Consider the following 18,254-nt stretch of genomic DNA (forward strand, 5'->3'; position numbering starts at 1 on the left):
GCGGCAGCCGTCGGCGGCGCTGTCGCGCAGGGCGGTGCCCGGGGTGACCCGGGGACCGCCCTCTTCGTGTTCCGCGCCGGACCGCGTCAGGCCGTGGCTCTCGTCGGCAGGGGCTTGCCGTACCACAGTTCGATGAGGCGGGCGGCGATGGAGATGCCGTACGGGGGCAGTACCTCGCCGGAGTCGAAGGCGGCGCGCAGTTCCTCCCGGGAGAACCAGCGGGCCTCGTGGATCTCGTCCCCGTCGACGTCGATGTCGGTGGAGGTGGCCCGGGCGAGGAAGCCCAGCATGAGGCTGGACGGGAAGGGCCAGGGCTGGCTGGCGATGTACTCGACCGCCCCGACGGTGATGCCCGCCTCCTCGAAGACCTCGCGGCGCACGGACTGCTCGATGGACTCGCCCGGCTCGACGAAGCCGGCGAGGGTCGAGAAGCGGCCCTCGGGCCAGTGCACCTGGCGGCCGAGGAGGATCCGGTCCTCCTCGTCGGTGACGGCCATGATCACCGCGGGGTCGGTGCGCGGGTAGTGTTCGGCGCCGCAGGCGGGACAGCGGCGGATGTGACCGGCGGCGGCGATGACCGTGCGTTCACCGCAGCGCGAGCAGAAGCGGTGCATGCGCTGCCAGTTCTCCAGGGCGACGGCGTGCACCATCAGGCCCGCGTCGCGGGGGGACAGCAGCAGGCCGGCCTCCCGCAGGCCTGCCGGGCGCGCGGACTGGTCCATGCGGCCCGGGAGGGCGTCCTTCTGGAGGGCGAAGTAGCGCACGCCGTCCTCGTCGGTGCCCAGGAAGTAGCGGTGGGCCTCGGTGAGGGGTGCCTCGAAGGAGGGGGTCATGACGAGTTCGGTCCGGCCGTCGGGCGTCTCGTCGATGAGGACCTGACCGCCGGAGACCACGAAGCAGCGGGTGGTGGGGTGGCTCCACGCCGCGGCGAGCCATGCCTCGTCGAGCCGGTGGTGGGCGGCCCGGTCGACGCCGCTCGGGGCGGTGAGCGAGATGGGCCGGTCGGCGGTGTGGTCGGTCCAGGTGGTCACGGGTGCTTCCAACTCCCCCGGTGGAACGGTTGTTTCGGTGGGTGGTTCAGCGGGACGTACGGCTGCAGGGGACCGGGTCGGGCGGGCCTTGGGCGTGTGGGGTGGTGCTTCCAGTCTGCCGCGCGGCTCGGCCCGCCCGCGCGGCCGTCCGCTCCACGAGATCGTCACTCCGCATCGCGCCGGTTCTTCCCCAGGTCGCCCCACAGGTATGCGGCGGCCTCGACGCCCTTGAGGAGCAGATCGAGCTCGACCTTCTCGTTGGGGGCGTGCCAGCCGTCGGAGGGGATGGAGATGCCGAGGAAGAGGACGGGTGCGCCGAGGACTTCCTGAAGGTCGGCGGCGGGTCCCGAGCCGCCTTCGCGGGTGAAGCGGACCGGCTGCTGGAAGGCGCGGCCCATGGCGCGTACGACGGACCGCAGGGCGGGGTGGTCGAGGGGCGTCAGGCAGGGGCGGGTGGCCGCGCCGAACGTGATCTCGTGCCGGATCCCGGCGGGCACCCGGTCGGCGGCCCAGGCGCGGACCGCCTTCTCGATGTGGTCGGGGTCCTGGCCGGCGACGAGCCGGAAGGACAGTTTGACCATGGCCGAGGACGGGATGATCGTCTTGCTGCCGGGGCCCTGGTAGCCGCCGCCGATGCCGTTGACCTCAGCGGTGGGGCGGGTCCAGATGCGCTCCAGGGTGGTGTGTCCGGCTTCGCCGTGGGTGGCGGTCGAGGCGGCGGTACGCAGCCACTGCTCCTCGTCGAAGGGCAGTTCGGCGAAGAGTTCGCGTTCACGGTCCGTGAGGTCGGTGACGCCGTCGTAGAAGCCGGGTATCGCCACGCGCGCGTGCTCGTCGTGCAGGGCGGCGACCAGGCGGGCGGCCGCGGTGGCGGGGTTGGGCACGCCTCCGCCGAAGGAGCCGGAGTGGATGTCCTGGCCGGGGCCGTGGAGGCGGATCTCGCACTCGGCGAGGCCGCGCATGCCCGTGCACACGGTCGGGGTGTCCGCGGACCACATGCCGGTGTCGGAGACGATCACCGTGTCGGCGGCGAGCCGGTCGGCGTGCTCCTCGACGAGGGTGCGGAAGTGCGGCGAGCCGGACTCCTCCTCGCCCTCGACCAGCAGCTTCAGATGGACGGCGGGGGCGGTGCGGCCGGTGGCGGCGAGGTGGGCGCGGACGCCGAGGGTGTGGAAGAACACCTGGCCCTTGTCGTCGGCGGCCCCGCGCGCGTGGAGGCGGCCCTCGCGGATCACCGGCTCGAAGGGGTCGCTGTCCCAGCCGTCCTCGCGGGCGGCGGGCTGGACGTCGTGGTGGCCGTAGACCAGGACGGTGGGTGCCTGCGGGTCGTCGGACGGCCATTCGGCGAAGACGGCGGGGGCGCCGTCGGTCGGCCACACCTCGGTGGTGGGGAAGCCGGTCTCCCGGAGCTTGGCGGCGAGCCACTCGGCACTGCTCCGTACGTCCGCCGCGTGCTCGGGCTGTGCGGACACCGACGGGATCCGCAGCCACTCCACGAGGTCGTCGAGGAAGGCGGCGCGGTGGCGGTCGATGTACGCGCGGACGGCGCTGTCCGGGGTCTCGCTCATGGTCACGAGCCTATCGGCCCGCGCCGGCGTCCCGGTCCGCCGGTGCCTCGCCGGAGCGCTCCGGCCGCAGCAACCGCTCCAGTGCCGCCCGGTCAGGGAGGCCCTCGGGGCGTACCACCTCACCGCTTCGGACGTACAGGAACGCGGCCTTGACGGCCTCCAGCGGCAGGCCCTGCTGTTCGGCCCAGGCGAGCCGGTACAGGGCGAGCTGGAGCGGGTCGCCGGTGGCGGCGCGGCCGGTCTTCCAGTCGACGATCTCGTACGCGGTCCCGTCGCCGTCGTCCTCGCGGTAGACGGCGTCGATGCGTCCGCGCACGATCCGCCCGGCGACGGCGAGCTGGAAGGGTGCCTCGACGCGATAGGGGGTGCGGTGCGCGTAGGGGGAGCGCTCGAACGCCTCCTTGAGCGCCTCCAGGTCGCGTTCGTCGGCGATCTCGGCGTCGCTGCCGGGCAGTTCGTCCGGCTCCAGCATGGGCAGCCGCAGCTCCTCGAAGCGGGCCTCGACCCAGGCGTGGAAGCGGGTGCCGCGGCGGGCCGCGGGTTGCGGGGGGCGCGGCATGGGGCGCGCGAGTTCCCGTGCGAGCCCGTCGGGGTCCTCGGCCAGGCGCAGCACCTGGGAGGCGGTCAGCGACGACGGCAGGGGGACGTCGGTGACGCTTGCGCGGGCCCGCAGCAGTTCTCCCGTGAGGGCGTCCAGGTCGCGGTCCCAGGAGGCGAGAGTGCGGGCCTCCTCGGGGGTGAGCGCGGGGGTGTTCCCGGGTGGCGGCCGGCGGGCGTGCGGGACGGTCGCGGTGCCCTCGGGGTGCCCGGCAGCGGCTACTTCGGTGTCGTACGGGGCCTCGAACTCGTGGGGATGCCCGACGAGGTGTTCGACGTCGTCGGTGTCCTCGACGTCGAAAGGCGTCTCCTGCCGATGGAGGTCTTCGTACTGGAGGTCTTCGTGCTGGAGGTCTTCCTGGTGGAGACCTTCCTGGTGGAGACCTTCCTGGTGGAGGTCTTCCTCGTCCGGCGGGGGCGGCCATTCCGGGTCGTCGTACGCCGAGGGTTCATGGGGGGCCGTGCCGTGGGCGCCGTCGTCGGAGGCGACCCGGTCGAGGTGCGCCAGGACGGTCTCGGCGGCGGCCCGCCGGCGGGCGAGGGACGCCGGGTCCAGCGGGAGCGGCCAGGCGTGGTCGGCGGCGGCCTCCCGCAGCGCCGGGTTCTCCTCGTCCTCCGCGGGCTCGTCGGCCCAGACCTCGATCTCGCCGTACCCGGCGGCGCAGTGCTCGTGGAGCGCCCGGAGGAAGTCCGAGGGCCCGCGGGGGCGCTTCTGGGCGGGGCCCCACCAGTGGCCGGATCCGAGCAGCAGGGAGCGGGGGCGGGTGAAGGTCACGTAGCCGAGGCGCAGTTCCTCGGTGTGCTGGTGGTCCTTCATGTCGTCGTGGAACGCCTTGAGCCCCCGCGCGTCCCACGTCTCGACGTCGGGCAGGGTGGCGGCGTCGCCCCGCAGGGCGTGCGGCAGCACCTTGCCCTGCGCGGTCCACTTCTCGCGGCCCTGGGTGCTGGGAAAGGTTCCGGTGACCAGCCCGGGGACGGCGACGACGTCCCACTCCAGGCCCTTGGACTTGTGCGCGGTGAGCACCTTGACGGTGTTCTCGCCGCCGGGCAGGGCGTTGTCGAGGCCCTTCTCGTACTGGGCGGCGGTGCGCAGGAAGCCGAGGAACGCCAGGAGGGTGGCGTCCGGGTCGTTGGCGGCGAAGCCCGCGGCGGTGTCCAGGAAGTTCGACAGGGTCTCGCGGCGGCGGGCGGCCAGCGCGTGCGGGGACGCGGACAGCTCGACCTCCAGGCCGGTGACGGCCAGCACCCGGTGCAGCACGTCCATCAGCGGGTCCGCGAGCGAGCGGCGCAGGTCGCGCAGCTCGGCGGCCAGCCGCGCGAACCGTACGCGCGCGTCGGGCGAGAAGGGCAGCCCGTCGTCCTCCCGGTCGGCCTCCATCGGCAGTTCGAGGAAGGTGTCGAGGGCGTCCGCCAGCGATATCACCTCGGACGGGTCGATGCCTTCGACGGCCGCGGCGAGCCGGCGGTCGGGGTCGTCGGCGGCGGCCACGCGCGCGTGCGAGACGAGCAGCCGGGCGCGCCGGCCCAGGAGGGCGAGGTCTCGGGGGCCGATGCGCCAGCGCGGGCCGGTGAGGAGGCGGACCAGGGAGGCGTTGGCGCCGGGGTCCTGGAGCACCTCGCAGACGGCGACGAGGTCGGCCACCTCGGGCAGGTGCAGCAGTCCGGACAGGCCCACGACCTCCACCGGGACGTCGCGGGCGACGAGGGCGCCCTGGATCCGGGGGAAGTCGGTCGCCGTGCGGCACAGGACGGCGATCTCGCCGGGCGGCGTGCCGGTGCGGACGAGGTGGGCGATGGAGTCGGCGATCCAGTCGATCTCCTCGGCGTGGGTGCGCAGCAGGGCGCAGCGGACCTGCCCGTCGCGCTCGGCGCCGGGGGCGGGGCGCAGGGCCTGGACGCCCGCGTGCATCGCGCGCAGCGGCTCGGCGAGGCCGTTGGCGAGGTCGAGGAGCCGGCCGCCGCTGCGGCGGTTCTCGCCGAGGGCCTGGCGGGTGGCGGGGCGGCCGTCGGCGTGCGGGAAGTGTTCGGGGAAGTCGTCGAGGTTGGCGACGGACGCGCCGCGCCAGCCGTAGATGGCCTGGCACGGGTCGCCCACGGCGGTCACGGGGTGGCCGGTGCCGCCGCCGAACAGTCCGGCGAGCAGGACGCGTTGGGCCACCGATGTGTCCTGGTACTCGTCGAGCAGGACCACGCGGAACTCGTCACGCAGGGCGCGGCCCACGTCGGGCAGGGCGGCGAGGGCCGCGGAGAGGGCGATCTGGTCGCCGAAGTCGAGGAGGTCGCGTTCGCGTTTGGCCGTGCGGTAGCGGTCCACCAAGTGGGCCAGTTCACGGCGGGCGGCGGCCGTCTCGGGGACCTTGCGCAGGTCGGCGTTGGTGAGCCTGACGCCCTCCAGGGTGCGCAGAAGTCCGGCGTCGTGGGCGCGCACGTCCTCCGGTCGCACCAGGTGTTCGGCCAGTTCGGAGTCGAGGGCGAGCAGGTCGCTGACGAGGTCCGGGAAGGACCGGGTCAGCGCCGGGTAGGGGCCGGGGGCCTCGCGCAGTACGCGTGCGGCGAGCTGGTAGCGGGTGGCGTCGGCGAGCAGGCGCGAGGACGGTTCGAGCCCGATGCGCAGTCCGTGGTCGGTCAGCAGGCGGCCCGCGAAGGCGTGGTAGGTGGAGATCACGGGCTCGCCGGGCGGGTGGTCGGGGTCGATCGTGTCCGGGTCGGTGACGCCGGCCCGGACGAGCGCCTTGCGCACGCGTTCGGCGAGTTCGCCGGCCGCCTTGTTGGTGAACGTCAGGCCGAGGACCTGTTCCGGGGCGACCTGGCCGGTGCCGACCAGCCAGACCACACGGGCCGCCATCACCGTGGTCTTGCCCGATCCGGCTCCGGCCACGATCACCTGCGGGGCGGGCGGCGCGGTGATGCAGGCCGTCTGCTCGGCGGTGAACGGGATGCCGAGGAGCTCCTTGAGCTGCTCGGGGTGGGTGATACGGGCGGGCACGTCGGAGAAGGCTAGCCGCGACCACTGACATCGCGTGCCCCACCGCCCTGGCCGGCCGGCGAAGGCCCTGGTCGGAGGGCATGGTGCCGTCCGTCACAGGGGCGTTCTCACTCCACGACGTGACGGCCTTCCGGGCGTGCGCTGCAGGAGGCCCGGAACGCGCAGTGGGTGCAGTGCTGCCCCGCGGTCGGGGAGAAGCGCTCGTCGAGGACCTTTCCCGCGGCGGTGGCCAGGAGCCGGCCGGCCCACTCCCCCTCCAGGGGCTCCTGTGTCTGCACCTTGGGCAGGGTGTCGCCGCCGTCCTTCTTGGCGGCGCCCTGGCGCAGCTGGACCAGTTCGGCGCCGCCGGGTTCCGGGCGGCGGTCGTCGAACGCGTCATCGACGGCGCCTTCGCGCACGGCGAGCTGGTAGACGGCGAGCTGCGGATGGCGGGCGACCTCGGCGGCGCTGGGTGCCTGTTTGCCGGTCTTGAAATCGACCACGTAGGCGCGGCCCTCGGCGTCGGCCTCGACGCGGTCCATGGAGCCGCGGATGCGTACGTGGTAGTCGCCCGCTCGGAGGGTGACGTCGAAGTCGTGCTCGCTCGCCACCGGGGTCCGCCCGGGTCGGGCGCCGTTGGAGTCGACGTGCCACCTCAGGAAGCGTTCGAGGGCCGCCCGCGCGTTGTCCTTCTCCTGTTCGGACTTCCACGGCGCGTCGAAGGCGAGCGCGTTCCACACCGAGTCGAGGCGCTCCATGAGGACGGCCAGGTCGGCGGGGGTGCGCCCGGAGGCCACCTCGTCGGCGAGGACGTGCACCACGTTGCCGAAGCCCTGGGCGGCGGTCGCGGGCGTGTCGGCCTTCACCTCGCGGCCCAGGAACCACTGCAGGGCACAGGTGTTCGCGAGCTGGTCGAGGGCGCTTCCGGAGAGCACGACGGGCTGGTCCCGGTCGCGCAGCGGCACCTTGCTCTCCGTCGGGTCCCACATGCCCCACCAGCGGTAGGGGTGCGCGGCCGGCACCAGGGGCCTGCCGTCCTCGTCGGTGAGCGCGGCGAGCCGGGCCAGCCGGTGTGCGGCTGCCTGCCTGAGGACGTCGGACGCGTGCGGGTCGACGGTGGTGGCGCGCAGTTCGGCCACGAGCGCGGCGACGGACAGCGGGCGGCGTGGGCGGCCGGTGACGTCCCTGGGTTCCACGCCGAGCTCGGCCAGGAAGCGGGAGGGCTGGTCGCCGTCGTCGGCGGGGGCCTTGACGGCGGTGACGACGAGGCGTTCACGGGCGCGGGTGCAGGCCACGTAGAACAGGCGTCGTTCCTCGGCCAGCAGGGCGCCGGGGGTGAGGGGCTGGGCGAGTCCGTCGCGGCCGATGCGGTCGGCCTCCAGCAGGGAGCCGCGGCGGCGCAGGTCGGGCCACAGGCCCTCCTGGACTCCCGCGACGACCACCAGGGACCACTGGAGGCCCTTGGCGCGGTGCGCGGTCATCAGGCGTACGGCGTCGGGGCGCACGGCCCGGCGGGTGAGCGTGTCGGCGGCGATGTCCTGGGCCTCGATCTCCTCCAGGAAGTTGAGGGTGCCCCGCCCTCCGGTGCGCTCCTCCGCGCGCGCGGCGGTCGCGAACAGGGCGCACACGGCGTCGAGGTCGCGGTCGGCGTTGCGCCCGGCGGCGCCGCCGCGCCGGGAGGCGCTCTCCAGCCGCCTGGGCCAGGGCGTGCCGTCCCACAGCTCCCAGAGGGCCTCCTCCGCCGTGCCGCCGCCCGCGAGCCGTTCCCGTGCCGCCCCGAGCAGCGCGCCGAGGCGCTGGGCTCCGCGCGCGTACGCCGGATCGTGCGCCACCAGGCGCTCCGGCTCGGCCAGCGCCCGTGCGAGCAGTTCGTCGGACGGCGGGGGCGCGGGGTTGCCGGCCGCCCGCTCCTCCTCGCGCAGCGCGCGGCCCAGGCGGCGCAGGTCGGCGGCGTCCATCCCGGCGAGGGGGGAGGTGAGGAGGGTGAGCGCGGTCTCCGTGTCCAGCCAGCACCCCTGTGGCGGTCCGTCGTCGGGAGCGGTGTCCGCGGGCCGGCCGCCGCGCGCACCGGCGTCCGGGGCGGGGGACCCGGCGGGCGCCGGTACGCCGTCGTCGGAGCCAGGGGTTCCCGCAGGCACCCCTGCGCCGGCGTCCCCGCCGGTCGCGTCCACAGGCACCCCTCCACCGGCACCCCCACCGGTCGCGTCCACAGGCACCCCTCCACCGGCACCCCCACCGGTCGCGTCCACAGGCACCCCTCCACCGGCACCCCCACCGGTGGTCTGCGCGGGCGCCCCTCCACCGGCCGGATCGCCCGCACGCGCGCGTGCCTCGTCGCCCCCGCCCGACACCACCGCCCGCGCCACCGCTCGCAACGCCGTGAGCAGCGGGGTCACGGCCGGTTCATGGCGCAGTGGCAGATCGTCGCCGTCGATGTCCAGCGGGACCCCGGCGGCCGTCAGGGCCCGGCGCACCGTCGGGATGGTGCGGGCCCCGGCACGGACCAGGACGGCCATCTCGCCCCACGGGACCCCGTCCTCCAGATGTGCTCTGCGCAGGATGTCGGCGACGTTGTCCATTTCCGTGCCGGGCGTGGGATACGTGTACGCCTCGACGCGGCCCCCCTCCCGTACCGCGGCGAGTTCCCGGTGGGCGCGCACCTTCTCCGCGGGAAGGCGGGTCAGCGGCATGCGCCGGGTCAGCAGCCGGGTGGCGGCCAGGAGGGCGGCGCCGGAGCGGCGGGACGTCCTGAGGACCTCCACGGGAGCCGCGGTGCCGTCCGCGCGCCGGAAGGTGTGCGGGAAGTCGAGGATGCCGCCCACATCGGCGCCCCGGAAGGCGTAGATCGACTGGTCGGGGTCGCCGAAGGCCACCAGGGTCCGGCCGCCGCCCGCGAGGGCCTGCAGAAGACGGGTCTGCGCCGGATCGGTGTCCTGGAACTCGTCCACGAAGACCGCGTCGTACTGGGCGGCCAGCCGCTCGGCGACCTGGGGACGGCGGGCCAGCAGCACCGCGCGGTGGACCAGCTCCGCGTAGTCGATCACTCCCTGGAGGTCGAGGACGTCCAGGTATTCGGCGAGGAAGGCGGAGGCGGCCTCCCAGTCGGGGCGGCCGATGCGCTCGGCGAAGCGGCGCAGGGCGTCCGGGCCGAGTCCGAGTTCGCGGCTGCGCGCCAGCACGGCGCGGACCTCGTCGGCGAAGCCGCGCGTGGTCAGGCAGGCCCGCAGCTCGTCGGGCCAGCGCACATGCGCGAGGCCCAGCCGCTCCAGGTCGGGCTGTCCGGCCAGCAGCTCGCGCACGGCGACGTCCTGCTCGGGCCCGGACAGCAGGCGGAGGGGCTCGACGAAGAGGCCGCTGTCCTGGTGGGCGCGGACCAGGGCGTAGCAGAACGAGTGGAACGTGGTGGCCTGCGGGGCGTGTGCCGGGCCGGCGCGCAGCGCCATCCGGTCGCGCAGGTCGACGGCGGCCCTGCGGCTGAACGTCAGGACGAGGATGCGTTCCGGATCGACGCCGCGGCCGACCCGGGCGGCCACGGACTCGACGAGCGTGGTGGTCTTGCCGGTGCCCGGGCCTGCGAGCACCAGCAGTGGCCCCGCCCCGTGGTCAACCACCCTGCGCTGTGCTGCGTCCAGTCGAGGGGGATCCGACCGGGCCGGCGGGGTACGCACCAGTCGGTAAGCGCCACGGCTCCCCTGTCGCACTCGGGGGTGCGGCAGGCGCCTGGTGGAGGAAGAGGAGCTCACGTGGTTCGCCGGTCCTGGTGGTCGTACTCGGGCTTGTCACTGCCGGCGGGGGGCGCCGGCGGTGCGGGGCGTTGGTCGGGCGACGGGTGGGAGAACGGCCGCGCGTGGTGGGCGGTGGCCGCGGGATGAGAGGGGCCAGCGCCGTCGACGCTACGCCCGTCCGGGCCACGGAAGCAGGGCTTCCCCTTGTTCCCCTCGGCCCCGGGGGTCACTCCTGTCCCCCGCCGCACGAAGGTACGGCATGTCGCAGAGGTGCCCCGCTGCCCCCGTACGGGCCACAGGTTCCCCATCGGCCCGCCGGATGGACGAAGCTGTCAGATATGACCGTCAGCGCGTTCGTCGCCGTCCCACCGCGCCCGTCGCATGTCGACGCGGGGCAGATGGCCCTCGGACGCGTGTCCGGCCGTGCGCAGGGGGGTTCCTTCCTCGCGGTAGTGGCCGAGCGCCTCCAGCTCGTGCCCCGGAAGCAGCACACCGTCCGCGCGGATGACGCGCCACCAGGGCACCGCTCCCCCGTAGAGGGCCATCACGCGGCCCACCTGGCGCGGCCCGCCCTCCTCCAGCCACTCGGCCACGTCCCCGTATGTCATGACGTGCCCCGGCGGAATGCGTTCGGCCACGTCCAGGACCCGTTCCGCATACTCCGGCAGGGCGTCCGCCGGACGGCTCTCCTCACTCATCCGCCCCATCCTGCCCCACCCCACCGACAATGTGACGGGACGGAGACCAGGCGCATCCCTCGCCTCGGCGTGGCGCTTCGGGCAGACTGTGCGCCCCCGCATTTGCACCGCATGCCCCCGTGTGTCGGGTGGGCATGCCACGATCGTGCGGGCGGTGACCGGTGATACGAGATCAAGAAGAGACCATGAATCAGCAGGGTGTGCACCCCGAGGGAGCGGAGGGCACCTCTGAGGTCTCGTCGCGCCCGGACACCGCCGCCGCGGACCCCAAGGCTTCCGACGAGAGCCACGGGAAAGCGGAGGGGGACGAGAACGAGGAGTCGCGGACGCAGGAGCCCCGGCGGCGGGCCGAGGCGGGCGAGGACCTCGCCGACGCCCACAACGACGCCGTGGAGGGCGACGAACCGCTGCTCCCCGCGCGTGTGCACCGTCCGTCGGATCTCATGCGTCTGCTGGTCGGCGTCCTCGCGATCGCCGTGCTGCTCGCCATCGCCGCGTTCGCACACGGCACCACCTCGGGACTCGAACAGGACATCAACAAGGGCACGGGCCAGGCACCCGATCTACTGATCAAGATCGCGGGTCTGGCGTCGAGCATCGCGATCCTGCTGGTGCCGGTCGCCTTCGCGATCGAGCGGCTGATCAAGCGGGACGGGCTGCGCATCGCCGACGGCGTCCTCGCGGCGGTCCTCGCCCACGGAGTGACGCTCGCCACGGACCTGTGGGTCGCCAGGGCCGCCCCGAAGTCCATCCAGGAGGCGCTCACCCAGCCCTCCCCCGGCGACATCCACGCCCTGACCGATCCGGTGCACGGATATCTCGCCCCCGTCATCGCCTACATGACGGCCGTGGGCATGTCCCGCAGACCGCGCTGGCGGGCCGTGCTGTGGGTGGTGCTGCTGCTCGACGCCTTCTCGATGCTGGTCACCGGCTACACCACACCGTTCTCGATCATCCTGACGGTGCTGATCGGCTGGAGCGTCGCGGCCGGGACGCTGTACGCGGTCGGCTCCCCGAACGTGCGGCCCACCGGCCGGACCCTGATGGCCGGCCTGCGCACCGTCGGCTTCCGCCCCGTGAGCGCGGCGCGCGAGGAGACGGCCGACGCCGAGAACGGGGACCGCGGCCGCCGCTACTTCGTCACCCTGGAGGACGGGCCGCCCCTCGATGTCACCGTCGTCGACCGGGAGCAGCAGGCCCAGGGCTACTTCTACCGGGTGTGGCGCCGGCTGACCATGCGCGGGATCACCACCCGGCGCAGCCTGCAGTCGCTGCGCCAGGCCCTGGAACAGGAGGCGCTCCTCGCGTACGCGGCCATCGCGGCCGGCGCCAACGCCCCCAAGCTCATCGCGACCTCCGAGCTCGGCCCCGACGCCGTGATCCTCGTCTACGAGCACACCGGCGGCCGCACCCTCGACCAGCTGGCCGACGACGAGATCACCGACGAGCTGCTGCACGACACCTGGCGCCAGGTGCGGGCGCTGCAGTCCCGGCGCATCGCGCACCGCAGGCTCGCCGGTGACGCGATCGTGGTGGACCCCTCCGGCACCGTCATCCTGACCGACCTGCGCAGCGGCGAGATCGCGGCGGGCGACCTGGTGCTGCGCATGGACATCGCGCAACTGCTGGCCACGCTCGGCCTGCGGGTCGGTGCCGAGCGGGCGGTGGCGTCGGCGGTCGCGGTGCTCGGCCCGGACTCCGTCGCGGACTGCCTGCCCATGCTGCAGCCGATCGCGCTGACCCGCTCCACGCGTGCGACCCTGCGCAGACTGGCCAGGGAGCGCGCGCAGCGCGAGCGGGAAGCGGTCCTGGAGGCGTCCCGGCAGGCCAGGCCGGCCCGCCCCGAGGAGGCCCGGGCGGCCACCGGGGTCGTGCTCGACAAGCCCGGCAAGAGGTCCGTACGCGCCGCGCAGCGGGCCGAGAAGCGGGCGATCGACGAGGCTCTGGAGGAAGCGCGCGAGGAGGACCTGCTCACCCAGATCCGCCACGAGGTGCTGCGGATCCGGCCCCAGGCGCCGGTCGAACCGGCCCGCCTGGAGCGCGTGCGGCCGCGCACGCTGATCAGTTTCATCGCCGGTGCCATCGGCGCCTACTTCCTGCTGACACAGCTCACCCACATCGAGTTCGGCACGCTGTTCGCCAACGCCGAGTGGGGCTGGGTGGCGGCGGCCGTGCTGTTCTCGGCCCTGAGCTACTTCGCGGCGGCCATGGCGCTGCTGGGCTTCGTGCCCGAGCGGGTGCCGTTCCTGCGGACGGTGGCGGCACAGGTCGCCGGGTCGTTCGTGAAGATCGTGGCGCCCGCCGCGGTCGGTGGCGTCGCGCTCAACACGCGCTTCCTGCAGCGCGCGGGGGTGCGGCCGGGCCTGGCGGTGGCGAGCGTCGGCGCGTCCCAGCTGTTCGGGCTCGGCTGCCACATCCTGATGCTGCTGTCCTTCGGCTATCTCACGGGCACCGAGAAGACGCCGTCCCTGTCGCCCTCCCGTACCGTCATCGCCGGAATGCTGACCGTCGCGGTGCTCGTCCTGGTGGTCACCTCGGTGCCGTTCCTGCGGAAGTTCGTCGTCACCCGCGTGAGGTCGCTGTTCGCGGGTGTCGTGCCGCGCATGCTCGATGTGCTGCAACGGCCGCAGAAGCTGATCACCGGCATCGGCGGGATGCTGCTGCTGACCGCGTCCTTCGTGATGTGCCTGGACGCCTCGATCCGGGCGTTCGGGCACGAGGAGACGACCACGCTGAGCCTGGCCAGCGTCGCGGTCGTCTTCCTCGCGGGCAACGCGCTCGGTTCGGCCGCCCCCACTCCGGGCGGCGTGGGTGCGGTGGAGGCGACCCTGACGGTCGGCCTGATCGCGGTGGGCCTCCCCAAGGAGGTCGCCGCACCTGCGGTCCTGCTGTACCGGCTCCTGACGCTGTGGTTGCCGGTGCTGCCGGGCTGGCTGTTCTTCAACCATCTGACACGCAAGGAAGCGCTCTGAAGACGGGCTCTGAAGACACGTTCCGATGACGGGCCCTGAAGACGGGCCCTTCCCATGACGTCCACAAGGAGGCGCGCCCCGTCCGCGGCCGGCCGTCACCCGCACGGCCCGCGCCCCGCGCGCCCCGCCGCACGCGGCCCCACGATGGGAGCATGCCCAACCCTCCTCGGATCCGCGCCAAGGCCCTGGCCGGCGCCGCCGTCCTCGTCGCCCTGGCGACGGTGACGGGATGCGCCGGCCGCTTCGTCGTCATCAAGGGAGAGCTGTCGAGCCAGAAGCTGAACTGGCGGGACTGCCCGGCCCCCTCCCCGTCCGAGGGCGGCGGCAACGCCCCCTCCCCGCTGCCGAACGGCGACCGGTGGCAGTGCGCCACCATGAAGGCACCCCGCAACTGGGACGATCCCGCCGGCGGCACCATCGACATCGCCCTCATCCGGGCGAAGGCCAGCGGCGACCCGGGCAAGCGGATCGGCTCCCTCATCTTCAACTTCGGCGGTCCCGGCGGCTCCGGCGTCAGCACGCTGCCCGCCTTCGCGCCGGACTACGAGACCCTGCGCACCCGTTACGACCTGGTGAGCTTCGACCCCCGCGGGGTCGGCCGCAGCGCGGGCGTCAAGTGCGAGGACGACCGGCAGCTCGACGCCTACTTCCAGCAGGACGCGACGCCCGACGACGCGGCCGAGCAGCGGACGTTCCTGAACAACACCCGGCAGTTCAACAACGCCTGCAGGGCACACTCCGGCACGATCCTCCCGTACGTGCGCACCACCGACGCGGCCCGCGACATGGACCTGATGCGCCAGGTCCTCGGCGACGACACGATGCACTACTTCGGCATCTCCTACGGAACCGAGCTCGGGGGCGTCTACGCCCACCTGTTCCCCCGGCGCGTGGGGCGGGCCGTGTTCGACGCGGTCGTCGATCCGACCCAGACCCCTGAGCAGGTGTCGCTCGGACAGGCCAGAGGGTTCCAGCTCGCATTCGACAACTACGCCCGGGACTGCACGTCGAAGAGCACGGCATGCCCGGTCGGCAGCACACCGCAGGACGTCCGGAAGCGGATCTCCGCTCTTCTCGAGGACCTCGACCGCGCACCCATCTCCGGCATCCCCCCGCGCCGGCTGACGCAGACCGCGGCGACCAACGGGATCGCGCAGGCCCTGTACTCGAAGAGCCTGTGGCCGTACCTCACCCAGGGGCTGCAGCAGGCTTACGCCGGCGACGGCAAGGTGCTGATGCTGCTGTCCGACGCGCTCAACGGGCGCGACGCCGACGGCCGGTACAGCAACCTCGCCGCCGCCAACGTCTCCGTCAACTGCGGCGACGAAAAGCCCCGGTACACCGCCGCCGATGTGAGGGCGAGACTGCCGCAGTTCCGCGCCGCATCCCCGCTGTTCGGCGACTTCCTGGCCTGGGGCATGCTCACATGCGTCCACTGGCCGGTGGCGGGAGCCGCCGACCATCCGGACGTGAGCGCTCCCGGTGCCGCGCCGATCCTCGTGATCGGCAACACCGGCGACCCGGCCACCCCGTACCAGGGGGCGAGGAGGATGGTCGACGCACTGGGCAAGGGCGTCGGTGTGGAGCTGACCTACCGGGGTCAGGGACACGGCGCCTACGACAGCAAGAACACGTGCGTGCAAAGCGCCGTGAACAGCTATCTGCTCGACGGCAAGGTTCCTGCTGCCGGTACCGTCTGCTCCTAGTCTCCTGGCCCCGTCTCCGATCGCCTCGGGAAAAGTGCAGGTCAGACGGCTATCCACAGGCGGTCATGGGCTCGGCCCGATCCGCCTACCATGGCCTGAATGCTCCCCGCGGCTCCGTGCGGAGAGCTCGTGAGGGGGGTTTGCATGTCACGTTTCGTACGGTGGACGGCCGCGATCGCCGCCGCGGTGCTGATGGCCGGCTGCAGCAGCGGTTCGTCCGGCGCGGGCGGGAGCGAAGGGAAGGACGACTCGGACGCGTCGGCGGGGCCGGCGACCGCCTCCTCCTCGGCGCTTCCCTCCTCGCTCACCTCGCAGAGCCTCGACTGGAGCCGCTGCAAGGGCACCTCGCGGCCGGGCGGCGACTGGCGGTGCGCGACGCTGAAGGTGCCGCTGGACTGGTCGAAGCCCGACGGCCGGACGATCGGCCTGGCGCTGATCCGGTCGAAGGCGACCGGGGACAGGCGGATCGGCTCCCTCCTGTTCAACTTCGGCGGCCCGGGCGGCTCGGGAGTCTCGATGATGCCGTCGTACGAAAGCACGGTGGCCAAGCTCCACGAGCGGTACGACCTCGTGAGCTGGGACCCGCGCGGCGTCGGCGCCAGCGAGGGGGTCCGCTGCCGCGGCAACAAGGCGATCCAGGCCGCGGAGGCCATCGACGCGACCCCGGACGACGCCACCGAGGAGAAGGCGTACTTCGACGACGCCGCCGCCTTCGGCCGGGGCTGCGCGAAGGCCGCCGGCCCGCTGATCGCGCACGCCTCCACGACCGACACCGCGCGCGACATGGACGTGATGCGCCAGGTCCTCGGCGACCGCACCATGCACTACTTCGGCATCTCGTACGGCACCGAACTGGGCGGTGTGTACGCCCATCTGTTCCCGAAGAACGTGGGCCGCCTGGTGCTGGACGCCGTCGTGGACCCGACCGCGGACAGCGTGGGCCACGCGAAGAACCAGGCCCGCGGCTTCCAGCGCGCGCTGGAGGACTACCTCAAGTCGACGGGACAGGACCCGAAGCAGGGTTCCCGGAAGATCGTGGACCTGCTGAAGCGGATCGACGCGAAGCCGCTGCCGACGTCGTCCGGGCGCAAGCTCACCCAGACCCTGGCCCTGACCGGCATCGTGCTGCCGCTCTACAGCAAGGAGGGGTGGCCCACGCTCACCAGCGCGCTGGAGGCGGCCGAGGCCGGCGACGGTTCCCTGCTGCTGAGGCTGGCCGACGGCTACAACGAACGGGACACCTCGGGGCACTACGGCACGACGACGCACGCGCAGCGGGTCATATCGTGCCTGGACGACAGGCAGCGGCCCACGCCCGAGGAGACGAAGAAGCTGCTGCCGGAGTTCGAGACCATCTCACCCGTGTTCGGCGTCTTCCTGGGCTGGGACGCGGCGGGCTGGTGCCACGACTGGCCGGTGGCCGGTCAGTTCGACCACCCGGAGGTCAGCGCGCCGGGAGCCGCGCCCGTGCTGGTGGTGGGGAACACCGGGGACCCGGCCACGCCGTACGAGGGCGCCCGCAAGATGGCCGACGGGCTGGGCAAGGGAGTCGGCGTGGAACTCACCTGGAAGGGCGAGGGGCACGGGGCCTACGGCAACGGCAGCGACTGTGTGGACTCGACGGTGGACACGTACCTGCTGAAGGGGACCGTTCCGAAGGACGGCAAGGTGTGCTCATGACGACGGCGGGGGCTTCGGGCACCCATGGCGCCCGAAGCCCCCGCCGTCGCAGCGGAGAGGTGAGCCTCGGCTCAGTACACCGGCTTGTCCGGCTCGATCTGGTTGACCCAGCCGATCACGCCGCCACCCACATGGACCGCGTCCGCGAAGCCGGCCGACTTCAGAACGGCGAGGACTTCCGCACTGCGGACACCCGTCTTGCAATGCAAGACGATCTTCTTGTCCTGCGGCAGGTTCTCCAGGGCGCTGCCCATGAGGAACTCGTTCTTCGGGATCAGCCGGGCACCCGGGATGGAGACGATCTCGTACTCGTTCGGCTCACGGACATCGATGATGTCGATGTTCTCGCCGTCGTCGATCCACTCCTTGAGCTGCTTGGGAGTGATCGTCGAGCCGGCGGCCGCCGCCTGGGCCTCCTCGGAGACGACGCCGCAGAAGGCCTCGTAGTCGATGAGCTCCGTGACGGTGGGGTTCTCGCCGCAGACGGCGCAGTTCGGGTCCTTGCGGACCTTGACCTGGCGGTACTGCATCTCCAGGGCGTCGTAGATCATCAGCCGGCCGACCAGCGGCTCGCCGATGCCGGCGAGCAGCTTGATGGCCTCGTTGACCTGGATCGAGCCGATGGAGGCGCACAGCACGCCCAGCACGCCGCCCTCGGCGCAGGACGGAACCATGCCGGGGGGCGGGGGCTCCGGGTACAGGCAGCGGTAGCAGGGGCCGTGCTCCGACCAGAAGACCGAGGCCTGGCCGTCGAAGCGGTAGATCGAACCCCACACGTACGGCTTGTTCAGCAGCACGCACGCGTCGTTGACCAGGTAGCGGGTCGCGAAGTTGTCCGTGCCGTCGACGATCAGGTCGTACTGGCTGAAGATGTCCATCACGTTGTCGGCCTCGAGCCGCTCCTCGTGAAGGATCACGTCCACGTACGGGTTGATGCCCTTGACCGTGTCCCGCGCGGACTCGGCCTTGGAGCGGCCGATGTCGGACTGGCTGTGGATGATCTGACGCTGCAGGTTCGACTCGTCGACCTCGTCGAACTCCACGATGCCGAGCGTGCCGACGCCCGCAGCGGCCAGGTACATCAGCGCCGGCGAGCCCAGACCGCCGGCGCCCACACAGAGCACCTTGGCGTTCTTCAGCCGCTTCTGCCCGTCCATCCCGACATCCGGGATGATCAGGTGGCGGGAGTACCTGCGGACCTCGTCTACGGTGAGCTCAGGAGCTGGCTCGACCAGGGGTGGCAGCGACACGGGGACTCCGTTGGTCGGTCGATCACTACAGTGGTTCTCCTTGCAACAGTGCCACGCCCTTC

Annotated in this window: 9 protein-coding genes; 3 read left to right on the top strand and 6 right to left on the bottom strand. The window is 72.9% G+C overall.

What is annotated here, in order from left to right; translation table 11 throughout:
- Positions 1-86: 86 nt before the first annotated feature.
- The 5 genes from nudC to ACFYMU_RS06185 form a co-directional block, all read right to left on the bottom strand.
- A complete protein-coding gene (nudC, locus tag ACFYMU_RS06165) occupies positions 87-1,031 on the bottom strand; it encodes an NAD(+) diphosphatase (RefSeq protein ID WP_388368540.1) in 945 nt (314 codons plus the stop codon).
- A gap of 164 nt (positions 1,032-1,195) precedes the next feature.
- Positions 1,196-2,599 (bottom strand): dipeptidase, encoded by a 1,404-nt coding sequence (locus ACFYMU_RS06170; RefSeq protein WP_388368543.1) that lies wholly within the window; start codon positions 2,597-2,599, stop codon positions 1,196-1,198.
- Between the two features lie 10 nt (positions 2,600-2,609).
- On the bottom strand, positions 2,610-6,182 hold the full coding sequence (locus ACFYMU_RS06175; protein WP_388368546.1) for an ATP-dependent helicase: 3,573 nt from the start codon (positions 6,180-6,182) through the stop codon (positions 2,610-2,612).
- 107 nt (positions 6,183-6,289) lie between these two features.
- On the bottom strand, positions 6,290-9,904 hold the full coding sequence (locus tag ACFYMU_RS06180; protein WP_388368549.1) for a UvrD-helicase domain-containing protein: 3,615 nt from the start codon (positions 9,902-9,904) through the stop codon (positions 6,290-6,292).
- A 314-nt stretch (positions 9,905-10,218) separates the two neighbouring features.
- A complete protein-coding gene (locus tag ACFYMU_RS06185; RefSeq protein ID WP_388368552.1) occupies positions 10,219-10,584 on the bottom strand; it encodes an MGMT family protein in 366 nt (121 codons plus the stop codon).
- A gap of 185 nt (positions 10,585-10,769) precedes the next feature.
- Here ACFYMU_RS06185 and ACFYMU_RS06190 point away from each other — a divergent pair, with 185 nt between their 5' ends.
- The 3 genes from ACFYMU_RS06190 to ACFYMU_RS06200 all read left to right on the top strand — a co-directional run bounded on the left by ACFYMU_RS06190 (position 10,770) and on the right by ACFYMU_RS06200 (position 16,942).
- Positions 10,770-13,556 (top strand): lysylphosphatidylglycerol synthase domain-containing protein, encoded by a 2,787-nt coding sequence (locus ACFYMU_RS06190; RefSeq protein WP_388368555.1) that lies wholly within the window; start codon positions 10,770-10,772, stop codon positions 13,554-13,556.
- Between the two features lie 152 nt (positions 13,557-13,708).
- Positions 13,709-15,262: an alpha/beta hydrolase gene (locus ACFYMU_RS06195; RefSeq protein WP_388368557.1), complete on the top strand. Its 1,554-nt coding sequence runs from the start codon at positions 13,709-13,711 to the stop codon at positions 15,260-15,262.
- A gap of 144 nt (positions 15,263-15,406) precedes the next feature.
- The gene (locus tag ACFYMU_RS06200; RefSeq protein WP_388368560.1) at positions 15,407-16,942 is read left to right on the top strand and encodes an alpha/beta hydrolase; all 1,536 of its coding nucleotides are present in this window, start codon (positions 15,407-15,409) and stop codon (positions 16,940-16,942) included.
- Between the two features lie 71 nt (positions 16,943-17,013).
- Here ACFYMU_RS06200 and moeZ read toward each other — a convergent pair whose 3' ends face one another.
- Entirely contained in the window at positions 17,014-18,192 is a 1,179-nt protein-coding gene (moeZ, locus tag ACFYMU_RS06205; RefSeq protein WP_388368563.1) for an adenylyltransferase/sulfurtransferase MoeZ, read from the bottom strand.
- Between the last annotated feature and the right edge of the window lie 62 nt (positions 18,193-18,254).

Origin of the sequence: Streptomyces sp. NPDC007264 (assembly GCF_042869095.1) — a bacterium.
Taxonomy (GTDB): Bacteria; Actinomycetota; Actinomycetes; order Streptomycetales; family Streptomycetaceae; genus Streptomyces.